Annotated in this window: 15 protein-coding genes; 11 read left to right on the forward strand and 4 right to left on the reverse strand. The window is 63.0% G+C overall.

The window, feature by feature from the left end:
• Position 1 precedes the first annotated feature (1 nt).
• Entirely contained in the window at positions 2-790 is a 789-nt protein-coding gene (cysQ, locus tag EOA19_RS05230) for a 3'(2'),5'-bisphosphate nucleotidase CysQ (protein ID WP_023808517.1), read from the forward strand.
• A 15-nt stretch (positions 791-805) separates the two neighbouring features.
• Here the strand turns inward: cysQ and EOA19_RS05235 are convergent, their stop codons facing one another.
• From EOA19_RS05235 to EOA19_RS05250, 4 genes are all read right to left on the reverse strand, one after another.
• Positions 806-1,948, reverse strand: coding sequence for a DegT/DnrJ/EryC1/StrS aminotransferase family protein (locus EOA19_RS05235; protein ID WP_128302918.1), 1,143 nt, complete (start codon positions 1,946-1,948; stop codon positions 806-808).
• A 249-nt stretch (positions 1,949-2,197) separates the two neighbouring features.
• Complete coding sequence (locus EOA19_RS05240) at positions 2,198-3,121, reverse strand: carbohydrate kinase (RefSeq protein ID WP_128302919.1); 924 nt, start codon at positions 3,119-3,121, stop codon at positions 2,198-2,200.
• Positions 3,118-3,564, reverse strand: a complete 447-nt coding sequence (locus EOA19_RS05245) for an RbsD/FucU domain-containing protein (RefSeq protein WP_023808513.1) — start codon at positions 3,562-3,564, stop codon at positions 3,118-3,120. The genes EOA19_RS05240 and EOA19_RS05245 overlap by 4 nt, the downstream gene beginning before the upstream one ends.
• Positions 3,564-4,790, reverse strand: a complete 1,227-nt coding sequence (locus EOA19_RS05250) for an ROK family protein (protein ID WP_128302920.1) — start codon at positions 4,788-4,790, stop codon at positions 3,564-3,566. The genes EOA19_RS05245 and EOA19_RS05250 overlap by 1 nt, the downstream gene beginning before the upstream one ends.
• 228 nt (positions 4,791-5,018) lie before the next feature.
• On the opposite strand from EOA19_RS05250, the gene EOA19_RS05255 reads away from it, so the two are divergent.
• The 10 genes from EOA19_RS05255 (at position 5,019) to EOA19_RS05305 (ending at position 21,331) form a co-directional block, all read left to right on the forward strand.
• The gene (locus EOA19_RS05255; protein WP_023808511.1) at positions 5,019-6,035 is read left to right on the forward strand and encodes a sugar ABC transporter substrate-binding protein; all 1,017 of its coding nucleotides are present in this window, start codon (positions 5,019-5,021) and stop codon (positions 6,033-6,035) included.
• Positions 6,036-6,194: 159 nt separating this feature from the next.
• A complete protein-coding gene (locus EOA19_RS05260) occupies positions 6,195-7,256 on the forward strand; it encodes an ABC transporter permease (protein WP_127269995.1) in 1,062 nt (353 codons plus the stop codon).
• On the forward strand, positions 7,232-8,041 hold the full coding sequence (locus EOA19_RS05265; protein ID WP_245472424.1) for an ATP-binding cassette domain-containing protein: 810 nt from the start codon (positions 7,232-7,234) through the stop codon (positions 8,039-8,041). Before EOA19_RS05260 ends, EOA19_RS05265 begins: the two co-directional genes overlap by 25 nt.
• A gap of 235 nt (positions 8,042-8,276) precedes the next feature.
• Positions 8,277-10,745, forward strand: coding sequence for a glycogen/starch/alpha-glucan phosphorylase (locus EOA19_RS05270; protein ID WP_128302921.1), 2,469 nt, complete (start codon positions 8,277-8,279; stop codon positions 10,743-10,745).
• A gap of 107 nt (positions 10,746-10,852) precedes the next feature.
• Positions 10,853-13,066, forward strand: a complete 2,214-nt coding sequence (gene glgB / locus EOA19_RS05275) for a 1,4-alpha-glucan branching protein GlgB (protein ID WP_128302922.1) — start codon at positions 10,853-10,855, stop codon at positions 13,064-13,066.
• A 35-nt stretch (positions 13,067-13,101) separates the two neighbouring features.
• Positions 13,102-14,367, forward strand: a complete 1,266-nt coding sequence (gene glgC / locus EOA19_RS05280; RefSeq protein WP_023808506.1) for a glucose-1-phosphate adenylyltransferase — start codon at positions 13,102-13,104, stop codon at positions 14,365-14,367.
• Positions 14,368-14,370: 3 nt separating this feature from the next.
• Entirely contained in the window at positions 14,371-15,816 is a 1,446-nt protein-coding gene (glgA, locus tag EOA19_RS05285; protein ID WP_128302923.1) for a glycogen synthase GlgA, read from the forward strand.
• A 3-nt stretch (positions 15,817-15,819) separates the two neighbouring features.
• The gene (locus EOA19_RS05290) at positions 15,820-17,448 is read left to right on the forward strand and encodes an alpha-D-glucose phosphate-specific phosphoglucomutase (protein ID WP_128302924.1); all 1,629 of its coding nucleotides are present in this window, start codon (positions 15,820-15,822) and stop codon (positions 17,446-17,448) included.
• A gap of 255 nt (positions 17,449-17,703) precedes the next feature.
• Positions 17,704-19,719, forward strand: coding sequence for a glycogen debranching protein GlgX (glgX, locus tag EOA19_RS05300; RefSeq protein ID WP_128302925.1), 2,016 nt, complete (start codon positions 17,704-17,706; stop codon positions 19,717-19,719).
• A complete protein-coding gene (locus EOA19_RS05305) occupies positions 19,706-21,331 on the forward strand; it encodes an alpha-glucosidase family protein (protein ID WP_128302926.1) in 1,626 nt (541 codons plus the stop codon). Before glgX ends, EOA19_RS05305 begins: the two co-directional genes overlap by 14 nt.
• Positions 21,332-21,339 lie beyond the last annotated feature (8 nt).

The following is a 21,339-nucleotide window of genomic DNA, read 5'->3' on the forward strand; positions in this document are numbered from 1 at the left end:
GATGCTCGAAATCTTCGAGCGCCTGGCCTTGTCGGCCGGGCGCGAGGTGATGCGCGTATTCCACGCCGGCTGTGCGGTTGACCGCAAGTCCGACGCCTCGCCGGTGACCGAGGCGGACCGCGAGAGCGAAAAGATCATTCTCGCCGGACTGCGTGCCGCATTTCCCGATATCCCCTGCGTGGCCGAGGAAGAAGCTTCCGCCGGGATCGTGCCGCCCGACCTGGACGGGGCTTTTTTTCTGATCGATCCGCTCGATGGGACCAAGGAATTCGTTAACCGCCGCACCGATTTCACCGTCAACATAGCGCTGGTTCGCGATGGCGTGCCGGAAGTCGGCGTCGTCTTTGCGCCCTGTACGGGGCGCTTCTTTTCCGGCCAGCCGGGCAGGGCGGAATCACTCGAAATCGATGGCGATTACCAGGTCGTCGGCCGCCGGTCGATCGCGGCGAGAACGGCCGCGACGCCGCTGGCCGTCGTCGCCAGTCGGTCTCACAACACACCGGAAACCGAGGCCTATATTCGCGACCTGGGTGCCGCCGAAATCGTTTCGGTCGGTTCGTCCTTGAAATTCTGCCTTCTCGCCAGTGCCGAGGCCGATGTCTATCCGCGCTTCGGCCGCACCATGGAATGGGACACAGCGGCGGGCGACGCCATCCTGCGCGCCGCCGGCGGCATGACGCGCACGCTCGATGGCCAGCCTCTGGTTTATGGCAAGCGCAGGCAAAGCGACGACGAGGATTTTGCCAATCCGCATTTCATTGCCAGCGGCAGGGCTGCGGGCCCCGGCTGAGAAAGGCTCGGCAGCTTACTCCGCTGCGGCCTGCGCTGAATTCGAGCCGATATAGTTGCGGATCGTCTCGATGATTTGGTCCTGGTCGGCTTCGCTTAGATAGGGGTGCATCGGCAGGCAGAGGATACGCTTCGGCAGGTCTTCCGAAACGGCCAGGCCGGTCGGCGTGCGCGGGTAGTCGCGATAGGCGACCTGGGCATGCAGCGGCTTCACATAGTAGATGACCGACGGAATGCCCTTATCGCCGAGATGCGCCTTCAGCCCGTCGCGCTTGGGTGTCTCGATGGCGTACTGCGCCCAGGCCGAACGGCTGCCGTCCAGATTGCGGGCCGCGGTGACGATGTCGCCAAGCCCGTCGGCATAGCGCTTTGCCACCACCTGGCGCGCAACCATCTCGTCTTCGAGGATGGCCAGCTTCTCGATCAGGATCGCCGCCTGTATCGTGTCGAGCCGCGAATTGATGCCGACGCGGACATTGTCATATTGCGTTTCGCCCTTGCCGTGGAAGGCGAAGGATCTGAGCTGCTCGGCCAGCGCATCATCATTGGTGAACATCGCGCCGCCATCGCCGTAGCAGCCAAGCGGCTTGGCCGGATAGAAGCTGGTCGATCCGACATGGCCGAAAGCACCGCACATCTTGCCGTCGAGCGAACCGCCCATCGACTGGGCGGCATCCTCGATCACCATCAGCCCTTCGCGGTTGGCGATCGCCATGATCGCCTCGTAGTCGGCGGCAAGGCCGAACAGATCGACGGGAATGATTGCCTTCGGCTTCAGCCGGCCTTGCTTCTTGATCATGGCGATGGCCGCTTCGAGGCTGGCAATGTCGATGTTGTAGCTATGCGGGTCGACATCGACGAACACCGGCTCGGCCTTGGCCAGTGCCACCACTTCGGCGGTGGCGGCGAAAGTGAAGCTCGGCACGAACACCGCGTCACCCGGGCCGACGCCGGCCGCAAACAGCGGCAACAGCAGCGCGTCGGTGCCGTTGGCGCAGGCCACGACATGCTTGGTGCCGATATAGGCGGCAAGCTTGTTCTCGAATTCGGTGACTTGCGGGCCAAGAATATAACGGCCTTCGTCGACGACACGGTCGATCGCGGCCTTCAGCCGGTCGCGGATACGTTCGCGCTGCGCGCCAAGATCGATGAACTGCATGTCGGCCTCAAAAACGGGTTAGCCAGATAATCGGCCGCTGGTACCAGAGTTGCGCTTGCCGAGAAAGCCGGGCAGGCGGAGCCCTAAATTGCCCAAGTGTCGCAGTCCGTTACCAGTATTTCCCCGCGAATGTCAGTCAGATGCCGGAAATCCGGGCTTCGTCGGGCGCCATCCCGCCCTCATAGCCCTGGAAAGAGCCCCTGCGAAACATAAAGTGATCGATTGGGCTCAGCTTATGTTGAGCGTTGCTCAGGCGATTTCATGTCGCCAGGGTGGATTGGCGCCGGCCCGCGACACGGTCACTGCCGCCGCCGTCGCGCCGAGCGCCAGCGCCTTGTGGATGGCGTCTTTCGACAAGCCGGAAATCGCCGCCTTGGTCAGCAGGCCCTGCTCATGCAAGGAGGCGAGGATGCCGGCGTTGAAGGTATCGCCGGCACCGACCGTGTCGACCACCTCGACCTTTTCCGGCATGACGGTGACGGCATGTTCCCTGGTATAGCCGACGGCGCCTTCGCTGCCATGGGTGACGACGATCAGCTTCGGGCCTCGATCCAGCCAGTTGCGGATGACATCCTCGTGCGAGCCGGCTTCGCCGAACCAGTTCAGGTCTTCGTCCGACAATTTCACTATGTCGGCCATCGCCATCATCGCGCGAATGCGCCTGAGGTGCTTGGCCTTGTCCGGTATGAAGTTCGGCCGGATGTTGGGATCGAGCATCATGACTCGACTTTCATGCTCGCGCCGCATGAATTCCTCATAGGCACTGCCGGCGGGCTCCGAAATCAGGCTGATGGCACCGAACAGCATAGCTTCGATCTCGCTGCCAAGCTGCGGCAGGTCGTCGACGGTCAGCATGCGGCCGGCGGTGTTCTCGTCATAGAAAGTGTAGGTCGCCTGGCCGTTGGTGAGCTTGACGAAGGCCAGCGTCGTTGGCCGTGGTGAGGTGTGCGCATAGGTGGAGCTGACCTTGCTTGCCCCCAGCGCATCCCGGAATTGGCCGCCGAACAGATCCGACGATAGGCCCGAAAAGAAGCCTGCCGGCGCGCCGAGCCGGCCAAGCGCGATCGCCGTGTTGAACACCGCGCCGCCGACATAAGGCGCGAAGGCCGGCTCACCCGCTGTCGTCGTGCGCGGCAGCATGTCGATCAGGGCTTCGCCGCAGCAGAGGATCATGGCTTCCTGGTCTCCGGCGGATGGATCACGCCCTTGCGGATGATGATGTTGGCGTAGAGCCGCGGCTCGCTGGTCGCGACGATGGCATGCGCCGATTTGACCCGTGCATAGAAGTCGGCGCCGGCCAGCGCAACCACCTTGCGGCCTGGCGCCCGTTTGGCGCAGATCGCCTCGATCTCATGATGGACGGGATCGGCAAGCGAGGGATCGCCCTTGACCGAGGCGCGAAACAGCGCCTCCGGCACGGCGTCATCGACAGGCAGGACACTCAATATCGCGTCGAGCACGGGGATAAGAGGGTGACCATCGGCGCGCACCAGCCGGGTTGCCTGCTGTTCCGCCGGATAGTTTCCGTCGACAAGGGCGATTTCGTCGCCATGCCCCATGCCGCGCAGGATCGCCAGAAGCTCCGGACCGAGCAGCGCCGGAATTCCGATCAGCATCAGGCGCTCCTGGAAATCGTCGTCGAGCCGATCAGGAAGCGTTCGGAAAGGGGCAGACTGGCGCCGCCGAGCGCCCGGGCGTGAATGCCGACGGTTCCCTCACGAATGGCGGGCAGATTCAAGCCTTCGCCGTCGATCGTGGCGATGGCCGCAATGATGGCGTTGACCAGCCGGCGGCGCACCGCCTTCGGCATCCAACCGTCGATCACCGCCGCCTCGAAATCGATGACCGAGGATGCTGCGACGATGGCGTAGGCGAGCGCTTGCGAGGCGCTGGCGATCCAGTCGTCGAGCTCGGGTCCGATCTCGCCCCAGTCTTCCGGCGAGGTCCACAGATGCGAAGCCTCGATGCCGCGCGCATTGAGCGCCTTTTCGAGCATGGCGATGGAAGCGACATCGATCAGTTGGGTCGGCTTGCCGTCCGGCCCGGGCACCGGCATGGAGCCGAGCGCTCCGGCATTGCCGGTCGGGCCGCCAAAAAGCCGGCCATTCAGCACGATGCCGCCACCGGCAAAGGCGCCGATATAGAAATAGACGAAGTCGCGCGCGGCGCCCGCCTGGCCGAAGACGAGCTCGGCGCCGCAGGCCGACGTGGCATCGTTCTGCAAATAGACCGGAAAATCGCATTGCGCCTGGATGTCGGCCCTGATGTCGCGGTGACGCCATTCGTCCATGACATCGCGCGGGGCGCCGGCGGTATCGGCCCAGTTCCACAATTCGAACGGCATGGCGATGCCGAGCCCGGCGATGCGCTTGTCTTGGGCGGGCGTCAGCCCGCCGCGCATCTGCCGCATGCCGTTGGTGACGAAGTCCACCGTCTCGCGCGGCGCCGGGTAGCGATAGGAATGCTGCAGCATCGAACGGACATGGCCAAGGAAATCTATCAATACCAGTTCAGCGCTGCGGCGGCCGATCTTCAGGCCAATGAAGAAAGCGCCTTCGGGGTTGAGCGCCATCGGGATGGAAGGCTGGCCGATCTTGCCGCGCAACGGCGCCTGGCGCAGCAGGAGGCTTTCTTCCTCCAACTCGCGCATGATGACCGAAACCGTCTGCGCCGAAAGGGCGGTCATGCGGGCGATGTCGGATTTTGCCAGGCTGCCGTGCTGGCGCACCAACGACAGCACCAACCGCTCGTTGTGGTCGCGCATGCCGCTCTGGTTGGTGCCGCGGTGAATGAGACTGTCATTCACCTCGGGCGAACCGTGCCTCGCAATGGCCGTTTCCACCCCTGTTCCTCCCGTCGTTTCCCCTCAATGCTTTTGGGCCAGAATGGGTGAACGAAGCAAGGCTGTCAATAATAAATAAGAGTGATTTAATTATTGACAGGGGCTTCGTGCTGGTGTCTGTTGAGACGGCGTCCACGCTGGGAGAATTTCGTTGGACGCGCTGCAGGTGCCGGTTGGCCGGCATCCGGATAGTTCCACTGGGAGGAAATCGTGACCAATACAAAACTGTTGAAATCGACCGTGTTTGCCGCCGCGGCTCTGGGGCTGATGGCGTTTGCGTCGTCCGCATCCGCGGCTGGTGTCGGTGCCTGCCTGATCACCAAGACCGACACCAATCCCTTCTTCGTCAAGATGAAGGAGGGCGCCACCGCGAAAGCCAAGGAACTCGGCGTCGACCTCAAGACCTATGCCGGCAAGATCGACGGCGACAGCGAGAGCCAGGTCGCGGCCATCGAGAGCTGCATCGCCGATGGCGCCAAGGGTATCCTGATCACTGCATCCGACACCAAGGGCATCGTGCCGACCGTGAAGAAGGCGCGCGATGCCGGCCTGCTGGTGATCGCGCTCGACACGCCGCTCGATCCGATCGACGCCGCCGACGCGACCTTTGCGACGGACAATCTCGAAGCCGGCAAGCTGATCGGCGCCTGGGCAGCCGCCACGCTCGGCGACAAGGCCAAGGACGCCAAGATCGGCTTCCTCGACCTGACGCCTTCGCAGCCGACCGTCGACGTGCTTCGCGACCAGGGCTTCATGATGGGCTACGGCATCGACGTGAAGGATCCCAACAAGATCGGCGATGAGGACGATGCGCGCATCGTCGGCCACGACGTCACCAACGGCAACGAAGAGGGCGGCCGCAAGGCGATGGAGAACCTCCTGCAGAAGGACAACACCATCAACGTCATCCACACCATCAACGAGCCCGCCGCTGTCGGCGCGTACCAGGCGCTCAAGGCTGTCGGCCTCGAAAGCCAGGTGCTGATCGTCTCCGTCGACGGCGGCTGCCCCGGAGTGAAGTCGGTGGCCGAAGGCGTCATTGGTGCCACTTCGCAGCAATACCCGCTGCAGATGGCAGCGCTCGGCATCGAGGCGATCGCCGCTTTTGCCAAAGACGGAACCAAGCCGAAGCCGACCGAAGGCAAGAATTTCTTCGACACCGGCGTCAACCTGGTGACCGACAAGCCGGCTACCGGCGTGAAGTCCATCGACACCAAGGAAGGCCTCGCCAAGTGCTGGGGCTGATCCCGGTCTGACAGGCATCCAGGGAACCTGAGCGGCCGGGGCTTGATCCCCGGCCGCTTCGGGTGGACGATGGCTCGCGTGACCGCGAACAATCCCGGCAGCAGACCGGAAAGGCGTGGACTGGCGTCGGCGTTTGGCTGAAGCCTACGGGGAGTAAACATGGCTCAAGCTCAGGAATTCGAGAAGGTTCTCTCAAGCAGCGACACCAGCGTTGCTGCTTTTGACGAGCACAAATCGGCCGTCAAGCGCATCCAGCATTTCTTGCATTCGACGCCGGCCGCGGTGCCGCTGATCGTCCTGGTTCTGGCGATCATCGTCTTCGGCATCACCATCGGAGGGCGGTTCTTTTCGTCCTATACGCTGACGCTTATCCTGCAGCAGATCGCCATCATCGGCATTCTGGGTGCCGCACAGACGCTGGTCATCCTGACCGCCGGCATCGACCTGTCGATCGGCGTGATCATGGTAATTTCAGCGGTGATCATGGGCAATTGCGCTGTCAGCTACGGTATGCCGAGCGCGCTCGCCGTGGCGATCGGGCTTGCCGCCGGCGCGGCCTGCGGGCTGCTCAACGGGGTGCTTGTCGCCTACATGAAGCTGCCGCCCTTCATCGTGACGCTTGGCACCTGGAACATCGTCATGGCCACGAACTTCATCTATTCGGCCAACGAGACGATCCGCGACACCGATGTCGACACCCAGGCGCCGCTGCTGCATCTCTTTGCCATCAGCTTCAAGGTCGGCACGGCGGTGCTGACGCTCGGCGTCATTGCCACGGTCGTGCTCGTGATGATCCTCTGGTACGTGCTCAATCACACGGCATGGGGCCGCCATGTCTACGCCGTTGGCGATGATCAGGAGGCGGCGAAGCTGTCGGGCATCCAGACCAAGAAGGTGCTGATGACGGTCTACACCCTTGCCGGGCTGATCGCCGCTTTCGCTGCCTGGGTCTCCATCGGCCGCAACGGCTCGATCTCGCCGTCGGCTGCCGTCACCGACTACAATCTCCAGGCGATCACCGCGACGGTGATCGGCGGTATTTCCCTGTTCGGCGGACGCGGCTCGATCCTGGGCACGCTGTTCGGCGCGATGATCGTCGGCGTCGTCTCCATGGGCCTCAACATGCTGGGCGCCGATCCGCAATGGAAGGTGCTGCTCACCGGTGTGCTGATCATCGGCGCCGTGGCAGTCGACCAATGGATCAGAAAGGTTTCGGCATGACCATGACCCAGGAACCCATTCTCACCGCTCGTGGACTGGTCAAGCGCTATGGCCGCGTCACCGCCCTCGACAATGCCGACTTCGACCTTTACCCCGGTGAAATCCTCGCCGTCATCGGCGACAATGGAGCCGGTAAGTCGTCGCTCATCAAGGCGATTTCCGGCGCGGCCGTGCCCGATGAAGGCGAGATCCGGCTTGAAGGAAAACCCGTCTCCTTCAAATCGCCGATGGAGGCCCGCGAAGCCGGCATCGAGACCGTCTACCAGAACCTGGCGCTGTCGCCGGCGCTGTCGATCGCCGACAACATGTTCCTTGGCCGCGAAATCCGTAAACCGGGTTTTCTGGGCGATTGGCTTCGCATGCTCGATCGCCCGGCGATGGAAAAGCGCGCCCGCGACAAACTTACCGAACTTGGCCTGATGACCATCCAGAACATCAGCCAGGCTGTGGAGACGCTCTCGGGCGGCCAAAGACAGGGCGTTGCCGTGGCGCGTGCGGCCGCCTTCGGCAGTCGGGTGGTGATCATGGACGAACCGACGGCCGCGCTTGGCGTCAAGGAGAGCCGCCGCGTGCTCGAATTGATCCTCGACGTCAAGAAGCGCGGCCTCCCGATCGTGCTGATCTCGCACAACATGCCGCATGTCTTCGAAGTGGCCGATCGCATTCACATCCATCGGCTGGGCCGTCGCCTCGCCGTCATCGACCCCAAGCAATATACGATGTCCGATGCCGTCGCCTTCATGACAGGAGCCAAGGCCCCGCCGGAGGCGGCGCTGGCGGCTTGATACATGTCGCCCAAAGTGGCTGGTGCTTGGCAACAGCGGCAAGCACGGAACAGGAATTTGAAGCGCGTCGCGCGGGCCGTCTTGACGCGTCACACTTCAGAATTGCCAAATTGCCGCAGGGGGCAAGCCGGATCGAACCTGTTTAAATCGATTGAATATATGGCGGTATCAGCTAGCATGGGCTGGGAGGAGCGATGAAAGCCGGTATGATCATGGCAACCGCACGAGAGGCATCATGACGAGCGCGATGACATCCGAACCCCTTCCGCCACTGCTCGAAAATCCTGATCCAAAGACACTCGCACGTGAAGTCTTGGTGGCCCTCAAATACAGGGTCGGCAAGGACACCACCGTTGCGACCCAGTACGACTGGCTGACCGCCTCGATCAAGGTCGTGCGCGACCGGATCGTCGATCACTGGATGCAGGCGACGAGAGAGGCTTACGACCAGAAGGAAAAGCGCGTCTATTATCTGTCGCTGGAATTCCTCATCGGCCGCCTGATGCGTGATGCCTTCTCCAATCTGGGCCTGATGGACAACATGCGCGAGGCGCTGTCGTCGCTGGGTGTCGACCTCGACTTGATTGCAGCACTCGAGCCCGATGCGGCGCTCGGCAATGGCGGCCTCGGCCGGCTCGCGGCCTGCTTCATGGAAAGCATGGCGACCGTCGACATTCCGGCGCATGGCTACGGCATCCGCTATGCCAATGGCATGTTCCGGCAGGAGATTCACGACGGCTGGCAGGTCGAACTGCCAGAGACCTGGCTTGATCACGGTAACCCGTGGGAATTCGAACGTCGCGAACGCTCCTTCGAGGTTGGTTTCGGCGGTTCGGTGGAATCGATCACCTCCAAGGACGGGCGCCTCGAACGCCATGTCTGGAAACCGACCGAGCATGTGCTGGCCGTCGCCTATGACACGCCCGTCGTCGGCTGGCGGGCCAACCGCGTCAACACGCTGCGGCTCTGGTCGGGGATGCCGGTCGATCCGATCCTGCTAGACAAATTCAATGCCGGCGACCACATCGGCGCGCTAGCCGAAAGCAACAAGGCCGATGCCTTGTCGCGCGTGCTCTATCCCGCCGATTCCCACAAGGCCGGGCAGGAACTGCGGCTTCGGCAGGAGTATTTCTTCTCCACCGCCTCGCTGCAGGACATCGTGCAGCGCCATCTGAGCCAATATGGCGACCTGAAGTCGCTGCCCGACAAGGCTGCGATCCATTTGAACGACACCCATCCCGCCATCGCCGTGCCGGAGTTGATGCGCCTGTTGATGGACGTCCACGGCATGGACTTCGACCAGGCCTGGGATATCACCCAGCGCACCTTCGGCTACACCAACCACACGTTGCTGCCCGAGGCGCTGGAAAGCTGGCCGGTGCCGCTGTTCGAGCGGCTTTTGCCGCGCCACATGCAGATCGTCTATGCCATCAACGCTGAAGTGCTTCTGGAGGCGCGTGCTTCCAACCAGTTCTCGGACGAGCAGATTGGCCGCATCTCGCTGATCCAGGAAAATGGCGACCGCCGGGTGCGCATGGGCAATCTGGCCTTTGTCGGCTCGCATTCCATCAACGGCGTTTCGGCTCTTCACACCGACCTGATGAAGGAGACGGTGTTCGCCGACCTGCACAAGCTCTATCCCGATCGTATCAACAACAAGACCAACGGCATCACGCCGCGGCGCTGGCTGATCCAATGCAATCCCGGACTGACGTCGCTCGCCCGCGAGGCGATCGGCGACCGTTTTCTCGATGACATCGACGCCATTAAGGATCTCGACGGTTTCGCCGGCGATGCCGTCTTTCGCGGCAAGTTCGCAGCCGTCAAGCGCGCCAACAAGGCGCGATTGGCCAACCTCGTCGCCGACCGGCTCGGCATCAAGGTCGATCCTTCGGCGCTTTTCGACATCCAGATCAAACGCATCCACGAATACAAGCGCCAGCTTCTGAACATCCTCGAGGCGATCGCCCTCTATGACCAGATCCGCTCGCACCCCGAGCGCGACTGGATGCCGCGGGTGAAATTCTTCGGCGGCAAAGCGGCGCCCAGCTACCACAATGCCAAGCTGATCATCAAACTCGCCAACGATGTCGCAAAAGTCATCAACCGCGATCCGGCCGTGCGCGGTCTGCTGAAGGTCGTGTTCGTGCCGAATTACAATGTCAGCCTTGCCGAGATCATGATGCCGGCCGCCGACTTGTCCGAGCAGATCTCGACCGCCGGCATGGAAGCGTCGGGCACCGGCAACATGAAGTTCGCACTGAACGGCGCGCTGACCATCGGCACGCTCGACGGTGCCAATGTCGAGATCAAGGAATGCGTCGGCGACGACAACATCTTCATCTTCGGCCTGACCACCGCCGAGGTCGCCGAGCGGCGCAACAACGGCTACGATCCGCGCGCCGTCATCGAAGGATCGCCCGAGCTGGCGCAAGCGGTTGCCGCTGTTTCGTCGGGCGTCTTCTCGCCGGACGATCCGGAGCGCTACCGAGACCTCATCAACGGTCTCTACAACAGCGACTGGTTCATGGTTGCCGCCGATTTCGACGCCTATGCCACCACCCAGCGCGAGGTCGATGCGGTCTGGCGCAACAGTCCCGACTGGTACGCCAGGGCGATCCGCAACGTTGCGCGTGTCGGCTGGTTCTCCTCCGATCGCACGATCCGCCAATATGCGAAAGAAATCTGGAACGTGCCTGCCTGATGTGATTGCATGAGGCCGCAAACAATGTGGTCCCGGTGGTGTGAACTTGAAAGTCGGATCACACCACTAGAAACAAACACTCGGTGCCTGGGGAGGGACACTGCCTGATGAAGAAGCCGCGCGCGACCGCTGCGACAAGCGGGCCGGACGGACTGGCGGCAGCCAGCGATGTTGCGGCGATTGTTGCCGGCACGCATGGCGATCCGTTTGCCGTTCTCGGTGTTCAGGAGGCTGGGAAGGGTTTTGTGGCCCGCTGCTTTGTTCCGAATGCCGAATTCGTCACCGCTTATACGCTGACCGGCACCATCGCGGGTGAATTGTCCAGGCGCGACGATGGCGGCTTTTTCGAAGGCAAGCTCTCGATCAAGAAGCGGCAACCGCTTCGCTATCACGCGCGCAACGCCGGCGGCGACTGGTGGCTGACCGATCCCTATTCGTTCGGTCCGGTGCTCGGGCCGATGGACGACTACTACATCGCCGAGGGATCGCATCTCAGGCTGTTCGACAAGCTCGGCGCCCATGTCATCGAGCACGAAGGCGCCACGGGCGTGCATTTCGCCGTCTGGGCTCCCAATGCGCGGCGTGTCTCTGTGGTCGGCGATTTCAACGAATGGGACGGCCGCCGGCACTCGATGCGCGACCGCCGCGACACCGGCATCTGGGAGGTGTTCATTCCCGATATCGGTGCTGGCCGGCCCTACAAATACGAGATCATCGGCCCCGACGGCGTCAGGCTGCCGCTGAAGGCCGATCCGTTCGCCTTCAAATCCGAACTGCGTCCGGCCACCGCTTCGGTCGTTGCTGTGCCGCCGGCGCATGAGTGGGGCGATGAGGCGCATCGCAATTTCTGGCGCAATGCCGATCACCGGCGCGAAGCCATTTCGATCTACGAGGTCCATGCCGGCTCCTGGCAGCTTCGCGACGACGGTACGTTCCTGTCATGGGACGAACTGGCCGACCGGCTGATCCCCTATGTGGTCGAGACCGGCTTCACCCATATCGAATTCATGCCGATCTCTGAACATCCCTATGACCCGTCCTGGGGCTACCAGACGACCGGGCTCTACGCGCCATCGGCCCGCTTTGGCGATCCGGACGGCTTTGCCCGCTTCGTCGACGGCGCCCACCGTGCCGGCGTCGGCGTTATTCTCGACTGGGTGCCGGCGCATTTCCCGGTCGATGAGCACGGCCTGGCCAATTTCGATGGCACCGCGCTCTATGAACATGCCGATCCGCGCAAGGGGTTTCATCCTGACTGGAACACCGCGATCTACAATTTCGGCCGCCGCGAGGTGGTGTCGTTCCTGGTCAACAATGCGTTGTTCTGGGCCGAGAAATACCATGTCGACGGACTTCGCGTCGATGCGGTCGCCTCGATGCTGTACCTCGACTATTCGCGCAAGGCCGGCGAATGGATCCCCAACGAGAAAGGCGGCCGCGAGAACCTTGAGGCGGTCAGCTTCCTGCAGAAGATGAACAAGGAGGTCTACGGCCACCATCCGGGCGTGATGACCATCGCCGAGGAATCGACCTCTTGGCCGAAGGTCTCGGCACCGGTGCATGAAGGCGGGCTGGGCTTCGGCTTCAAGTGGAATATGGGCTTCATGCACGACACGCTGGAGTATTTCTCCAAGGAACCGATCTTCCGAAAGCACCACCACAACGACCTCACCTTCGGCCTGACCTACGCCTTCTCCGAGAATTTCGTGCTGCCGCTCTCGCATGACGAGGTCGTGCACGGCAAAGGCACATTGCTTGGCAAGATGGCTGGCGACGACTGGCAGAAATTCGCGACGCTACGCGCCTACTATGCCTTCATGTGGGGTTACCCCGGCAAGAAGCTGCTGTTCATGGGGCAGGAGTTCGCGCAGCGCCGCGAATGGAGCGAGGCGCGCGCGCTCGACTGGAACCTGCTTGAATTCCGGCCGCATCGCGGCGTCTGGCAGACGGTGCGCGATCTCAACTATCTCTACCGTTCGCGCCCGGCACTGCATGGCCGTGATTGTGAGCCGGAAGGGTTTTCCTGGCTGATCGTCGATGACAGCCAGAATTCGGTTTTTGCCTGGCTGCGCAGTGCACCGGGCGGCAGCCCGGTGGCCGTCATTTCCAATTTCACGCCGGTGCCGCGTGACAATTATCGCGTGCCGTTGCCGATATCAGGCAAATGGCGCGAAATCATCAACACCGACGCTTCCGAATATGGCGGGTCCGGCAAGGGCAATGGCGGCATGGTCGAGGCACGGGCGGAGGGAGGAAGCATCTCCGCGACGATGCTTTTGCCGCCGCTGTCGACGATCATGCTTGAACTCGTTACCGACTGAGCCATGTCGATATCGAGTAACTTGGGAGGGTAGAAATGGCAGACTTGAAACGGACCCAGCCGCTGGCGCGCGATGCCATGGCCTATGTATTGGCCGGCGGCCGTGGGAGCCGCCTCAGGGAACTGACCGACCGGCGTGCCAAGCCGGCCGTATATTTCGGCGGCAAGACGCGCATTATCGACTTCGCGCTCTCCAATGCTCTGAATTCCGGCATTCGCCGCCTTGGCGTTGCCACCCAGTACAAGGCGCATTCGCTGATCCGTCATCTGCAGCGCGGCTGGAACTTCCTGCGGCCCGAGCGAAACGAGAGTTTCGACATCCTGCCGGCCAGCCAGCGCGTCTCGGAAACGCAGTGGTATGAAGGCACCGCCGACGCCGTTTATCAGAACATCGACATCATCGAGGCCTACGGGCCCGAATACATGGTGATCTTGGCCGGCGACCACATCTACAAGATGGACTACGAGATGATGCTTCGCCAGCACGTCGACGCCAATGCCGATGTCACCGTCGGCTGCCTCGAAGTGCCGCGCATGGAAGCCACCGGCTTCGGCGTCATGCATGTCGATGCCAAGGACAACATCATCGCCTTCGTCGAAAAACCCGCCGATCCGCCCGGCATTCCCGATAAGCCGGAATTCGCGCTGGCTTCGATGGGCATCTACGTGTTCAAGACCAAATTCCTGATGGAGCAATTGCGCCGCGATGCGGCCGAGCCGGGCTCAAGCCGCGACTTCGGCAAGGACATCATCCCCTATATCGTCCAGCACGGTAAGGCGATCGCGCATCGCTTCGCCAAATCCTGCGTCCGCTCGACCGCCGAGAACGAGGCCTACTGGCGCGACGTCGGAACGGTCGACGCCTATTGGGAAGCCAATATCGACCTGACCGACATCACGCCTGAACTCGACCTCTACGACCGCGACTGGCCGATCTGGACCTATGCCGAATTGAAGCCGCCGGCAAAGTTCGTGCATGACGAGGATGGCCGCCGCGGTTCGGCCGTGTCCTCGCTTGTCTCGGGCGACTGCATCGTCTCCGGTGCGTCGCTCAAAAGAAGCCTGATCTTCACCGGCGCGCGCATCAATTCCTTTTCGACGCTGGAAGAAGTCGTCATGCTGCCCGACGTTCATGTCGGCCGGAACGCAAAGTTGAAGCGCGTGGTCATCGACCATGGTGTTAGGATACCGGAAGGCCTGGTGGTCGGCGAAGATCCCGTCCTCGATGCCAAGCGCTTTCGGGTCTCGGAGAAAGGCATCTGCCTGGTCACCCAGGACATGATCGACAAGTTAGGGCTCTAACGCATGCAGGTTCTGTCGGTCACGCCCGAGATCTTTCCGCTGATCAAGACCGGAGGGCTTGCCGACGTGACCGGCGCGCTGCCCATTGCCTTGGCGGGCAAGGGCGTGACCGTGCGCACGCTCATCCCAGGGTTTCCGACCGTCATGGCCGCCTTCAAGAAGAAGCGGGCGGTTCTGCAATATCCCTTGCTGCAGGGCGGCAAGGCCTCCGTCCATTCAGTCCAACTCGCCGGGCTCGAACTGTTCGTGCTCGATGCGCCGCATTTGTTCGACCGTCCCGGCGGTCCCTACGGCAACGCCACCGGCGTGGACTGGCCAGACAATTGGCGGCGTTTCGCGGCGTTGAGCCAGGTCGGCGGCGACATTGCCGGTGGCGCCATCTCGGGCTACCAGCCCGACATCGTCCACGCCCATGACTGGCAGTCGGCGATGACGCTGGCCTATATGCGCTACGGCAAGGCGGTCGGCGTGCCATCGATGATGACTGTCCACAACCTCGCTTTCCAGGGCCAGTTCGGCGCCGCCATCTTTGGCGAACTCGGCCTGCCGGCAGCGGCGATGGCGCTCGACGGCGTCGAATATTATGGCGGTGTCGGCTTCCTCAAGGCCGGCCTGCAGGCCGCCTGGGCGATCACCACGGTCAGTCCGACCTACGCGCAGGAGATCCGCTCGGCGGAATTCGGCATGGGCCTCGACGGCCTCATCAACATGCGCTCCAGCGATCTCTATGGCATAGTCAACGGCATCGACACCGACATCTGGGATCCGGAAACCGACAAGCACCTGGTGTCCACCTATACGGCTAGCACGCTGAAGGCGCGCGCGCCCAACAGGGTTGCCGTGGAAGACCGCTTCAGCCTTGAGCGCGACGACAGCCCGATCGTCTGCGTCGTCAGCCGCCTGACCTGGCAAAAGGGCATGGATACCTTGGCGACAGCGGTCGACGGCATTGTTGCGACCGGCGCGCGCCTGGCCATCCTCGGCTCGGGCGATGCCGGCCTCGAAGGCGCGCTGCTCGCCGCCGCCGCCCGGCATCGCGGCCGCATTGGGGTCGTTGTCGGCTACGACGAGGGGCTGTCGCACATCATGCAAGGCGGCTGCGACGCCATCGTCATTCCCTCGCGCTTCGAACCGTGCGGGCTGACGCAGCTTTACGGCCTGCGCTATGGCTGCGTACCCGTGGTTGCCCGCACCGGCGGCCTTGCCGACACGGTAATCGACGCCAATGAGGCTGCCGTTTCGGCCGGCGTCGCCACCGGCTTCCAGTTCGCGCCCAACAATGGCGGTGCCTTGCTGCACGCCATCCGCCGCCTCGTCGACGCACATGCCAGTCCGGCGGTCTGGGAATCGTTGCAGCGCCAGGGCATGAAGGCCGATGTGTCATGGGACAAGAGCGCGGAAAAATATGTCGAACTCTATCGCTCTCTGCTTTCGAAAAGGGTTGCCTGAAGCATGATACGCACCGTCCCCACCAAGCCTTATTCCGACCAGAAGCCCGGCACGTCGGGCCTGCGCAAGAAGGTGCCTGTCTTTCAGCAGGAGCACTATGCCGAGAATTTCATCCAGTCGATCTTCGACGCGCTCGACGGTTTCAAGGGCAAGACCCTGGTGATCGGCGGCGATGGCCGCTTCTACAACCGCGAGGTCATCCAGAAGGCCATCGCCATGGCAGCCGCCAACGGCTTCGGCAAGGTGATGGTCGGGCAGGGCGGTATCCTGTCGACGCCGGCCGCCTCGCATGTCATCCGCAAATACAAGACCTTTGGCGGCATCATCCTGTCGGCCAGCCACAATCCGGGCGGTCCGCATGAGGATTTCGGCATCAAGTACAATGCCGGCAATGGCGGCCCGGCGCCGGAAAAGCTGACCGACGTGATCTTCGAAAAGACCAGGGCGATTTCGAGCTTCAAGATCGCCGACATCGATCCGATCGACATCGACACAACAGGCACGGTCAAGGCCGCCGGCATGACGGTCGAGATCATCGACCCGGTCGCCGACTATGCCGAACTGATGGAAAGCCTGTTCGATTTCGATGCCTTGCGCAAACTGTTCAAATCCGGCTTCCGCATGCGCTTCGACGCCATGCACGCGGTGACCGGCCCCTACGCCAAGGAGATCCTGGAAAACCGGCTCGGCGCGCCCATCGGCACCTGCCGCAATTTCAAGCCGCTGCCGGATTTCGGCGGCCATCACCCGGACCCGAACCTCGTCCATGCCAAGCACCTCTATGACGAGATGATGGGACCAGACGCGCCGGATTTCGGCGCTGCCTCGGATGGCGACGGCGACCGCAATCTGATCATCGGCAAGGGCATTTTCGTCACCCCGTCGGACTCGGTCGCCATGCTTGCCGCCAACGCCCGCCTGGCGCCCGGCTACAAGGGCGGGCTGAAGGGCATCGCCCGCTCGATGCCGACCAGTGGCGCTGCCGACCGCGTCGCCGAAAAACTCGGCATCGCCCTCTATGAGACGCCGACAGGCTGGAAGTTCTTCGGCAATCTGCTCGACGCCGACATGGCGACGATCTGCGGCGAGGAAAGTGCCGGCACCGGTTCCAACCACGTCCGCGAAAAGGACGGCCTTTGGGCGGTGCTTTTGTGGCTCAACATCCTTGCCGCGCGGGGCGAAAGCTGCAAGCAGATCGTCGCCGAGCACTGGGCGACCTACGGTCGCAACTACTATTCGCGGCATGATTATGAAGAGGTTGAGAGCGACCGCGCCAACGCATTGGTCGACGAACTGCGCGCCAAGCTCGGCGCGCTGCCGGGTGCCAGCGTGCGCGGCATGACAATCGCCAGCGCCGACGACTTTGCCTATCACGATCCGGTCGATGGTTCGACCAGCGAGCATCAGGGCATCAGGGTTCTGTTCGAAGGCGGTTCGCGGGTGGTCTTTCGGCTGTCCGGCACCGGCACGTCAGGCGCGACGCTGCGCGTCTATATCGAGCGCTACGAGTCGGACAAGTCGAGGCACGACCTCGACACCCAGGCCGCCCTTGCCGATCTGATAGCCGCGGCCGATGATATTGCCGGGATTCACAGCCATACCGGCCGCGCCGAGCCAAGTGTGATTACTTGAGGGTGGCGCTGCACGCGCCCATAGCTCTCGCAGAGCGCCAGGTTAGATAATGACGGGCGTATGGCGCTGTACCCCCCTCTGGCCTCCCGGCCATCTCCCCCTCAAGGGGGGAGATCGGCAGTTTCAGCGCCTCGTTCCTCATGCTGCGTTAGCCGTTGGCGAAAGCGATGCGACGGTCCGATCTCCCCCCTTGAGGGGGAGATGGCCGGCAGGGCAGAGGGGGGTGCCTCGCGCTAACCTTGGCGGTATTTTCCAGTGACCCAGCTCGGCGCCACCGTCACCCGCGAAGGCATCCGCTTTGCCGCTTGGTCGCAGGCCGCCCGTCGGCTCTGGCTCTCGATCTTCGACGAGCAGGGCAACCGGGAGATCGAACGGCTCGAACTGCAGCCGGAAGGTGAGGGCGTCCATGCGCTGTTCGTTGCGGGCCTTGGCCAGGGCATCCGCTACGGCTTTCGCGCCGATGGCGACTACGCGCCGGAGCGCGGGCTGTGGTTCGACCCTGCCAAGCTCCTGACCGATCCTTACGCCGTCGAGATCGACAGGTCCTATGTCTATGACTGGCGGCTGGCCCAGCGCCGGGGCGAGGGCGCCGATACCGCACCGCTGATGCCGAAGGCGATTGCCGCTGCGCTGCCGAAGCCGGTGCAGGCTGCCCCGCCGCTATTCCAGCCGGGCGGCCTTATTTACGAAGTGCCGGTGCGCGCCTTCACCATGCTGCATCCGGACATTCCCGAAAAATTGCGCGGAACAGTCGCCGCACTTGCTCACCCGGCGGTTATCGAGCATCTGAAAAAACTCGGGGTTGGCGCGGTCGAACTGATGCCGGTGACCGCGTCGATCGATGAGCGACATTTGCCGCCGCTCGGGCTGCGCAATGCCTGGGGCTACAATCCCGTGACTTTCATGGCCCTCGATCCGCGTTTGGCGCCGGGCGGCATCATGGAGTTGCGAAACACGGTCGCCGTGCTGCGCGAGGCTGGCATCGGCGTCATCCTCGACCTCGTCTTCAACCACACCGGCGAGAGCGACTGGCTTGGCCCGACGTTGTCGCTGCGCGGTCTGGACAACCAGGCCTACTACCGGCACTCATCGGACGGCGGGCTGGCCAACGATACCGGCACCGGCAACACGGTCGCTTGCGACCATCCTGTCGTCCAGGAGATGGTCCTCGACACGCTTCGCCATTTCGTCAGGGATGCCGGCGTCGACGGCTTCCGCTTCGACCTGGCGCCCATTTTGGGCAGGGTCGAAGGAACATTCGATGCCGAGGCGTCGTTGCTGAGAGCGATGCGCGACGACCCGCTGCTGGCCGATCGGGTGTTGATCGCCGAGCCGTGGGACATCGGTTCCGACGGCTATCAGCTCGGTAATTTCCCGCCGCCCTTCCTCGAATGGAACGACAAGTATCGCGACGATGTCAGACGCTTCTGGCGCGGCGACGCCGGCATGGTCGGTGCGCTGGCGACCCGGCTTGCCGGTTCGTCCGATGTGTTCGCAACGAACAGGCAAAACGCCAGTCGGACCGTCAATTTCATCGCCGCCCATGACGGCATGACGCTCGCCGATATCGTGCGCTACGAGCGCAAGCACAACGAAGCCAATGGCGAGCAGAACCGCGACGGCCACAATGAAAACCTGTCCTGGAACAACGGCGTCGAAGGGGATGCGGACGATCCGGCCGTACCAACTGCTCGCCTGAACGATCAGCGCGCGCTGCTCGCCACGCTGTTTGCCTCACGCGGCACCATCATGCTGACCGCGGGCGACGAATTCGGCCGCACCCAGCAAGGCAACAACAACGCCTATGCGCAGGACAACGAGATCACCTGGCTCGTCTGGGCCGGCCGTGACCAGGCGCTGGAGCGCTACACGGTGGAACTCTCGAGGCTGCGCCGGTCGATGCCGGCGCTCTTCGATACAAGCTTCCTAACTGGCCAGCCGCAGGCAGGTTCGGGGACGCCGGACGTCGCATGGCTGACCGAAACGGGCACGCCGCTCGATGGACAAGGCTGGCAAGATCCGCAGCAGCACCGTCTTGTCATGATCCTGGGTGGCGCCAGCGACGACGAGCGCCGTCTTGCGGTGCTCGTCAACGGCGATCGTCGGGCCTGCATGTTCACCTTGCCTGAGCGTGAAGGATTTTGCTGGGTGCCAGCCCTCGAAACCGCCGAGCCAGCGGACAGTTCGCGACCGATATCGGGACGGGCGGTGATCTTCATGATCGAACGAGCGCAGGCCGGCACAGGGGAGAAGCGCAATGGCGGCAGGTGACAGGACCGGATGGTGGCGCGGCTGCGTCATTTACCAGGTCTATCCGCGCTCCTTTCAGGACACGACCGGCAACGGCAGCGGCGATCTCGCCGGCATTACGTCGAGGCTCGCTCATGTCGCCTCGCTTGGTGTCGACGCCGTCTGGCTGTCGCCTTTCTTCAAGTCGCCGATGGCCGATATGGGCTACGACGTGTCGGATTACTGCGATGTCGATCCGATATTCGGCACGCTCGAGGACTTCGATGCGCTGGTCGCCGAGGCGCATCGTCTCGGCCTGAAGATCGTCATCGACCAGGTGCTGTCGCATTCGTCCGACAAGCACGACTGGTTTGCCGAAAGCCGCGCCAGCCGCGATAACCCCAAGGCCGACTGGTACATCTGGGCCGATACCAAGCCCGATGGCGGCGCGCCCAACAACTGGCTCTCCGTCTTCGGTGGCCCGGCCTGGGAATGGGATTCGACCCGCCGGCAGTATTACATGCACAATTTCCTTGCCTCGCAGCCCGACCTGAATTTCCACAACCCGGAGGTCCAGGACGCGCTTCTCGACACGGTGCGGTTCTGGCTGGAGCGCGGCGTCGATGGCTTCCGGCTCGATACGGTCAATTACTATGTCCACGACCGCTGGCTGCGCAGCAATCCGCCGCTGGCGTCGAGCGTCGCCGGCACCAACGGCGAGACCAACACCTACCTCTACCAGGAGCATCTGTTCGACAAGACGCAGCCGGAAAACCTGGCGTTCCTGCGCCGCTTCAGGGCGCTGCTCGATGAATACGACAACCGCGCCGCGGTCGGCGAAATCGGCGATGAAGGCCGCTCGCTGCAGACGCTCGCCGCCTACACCTCAGGCGGCGACAAGCTGCATATGTGTTACACCTTCGACCTGCTCGGTCCGCAGTTCTCGGCCGCGCATGTGCGTGGCTGCGTCGCAGCCTTCGAGGCGGCCGTCTCCGACGGCTGGGTCTGTTGGGCGTTCTCCAACCATGATGTGGTGCGCCATGTCAGCCGCTGGACAAGGCCGGACAGCGATCCCGATGCGGTCGCAAGATTCTCGATCATGCTGCTCGCCTGCCTGCGCGGCTCGATCTGCCTCTATGAGGGCGAGGAGTTGGGCCTGGAGGAGGCGGAGCTGGCCTATGAGGATCTGCGCGATCCCGTCGGCATCCGCTTCTGGCCAGGCGTCAAGGGCAGGGATGGGTGTCGCACGCCAATGGTCTGGGAGGCCGGCGCCGACAATGCAGGCTTCTCCACGGCCAGGCCGTGGCTGCCGATACCGGCCAGCCATCGCGCCCGCGCGGTCGACGTCCAGAATGCCGACACGGCCTCGGTGCTGAAGTCCTATCGGACCACGCTGGCCTTGCGCGGGAAGCATGAGGCGCTGGTGTCAGGCTCGATCCGATTTCTCGACGCCGAGGGTGACCTGCTTGCTTTCATTCGCGAGGGCGGCGGCGAAAGACTGCTCTGTGTCTTCAATTTCGGCGGGGGATCGGCCAATTGGCCGTTGCCGGGGGACATCGGAGTGGTTACGGAACTTGACGGCGATGCCTCGCTAACCAGGGAGGTCGAGCTTTTGCTGCCGGGACTTGGATGCTTCCTCGGTAGGCTCGACTGATGCCTCGA

This window comes from Mesorhizobium sp. M7A.F.Ca.US.010.02.1.1 (assembly GCF_004023085.1).
Classification (GTDB): Bacteria; Pseudomonadota; Alphaproteobacteria; order Rhizobiales; family Rhizobiaceae; genus Mesorhizobium.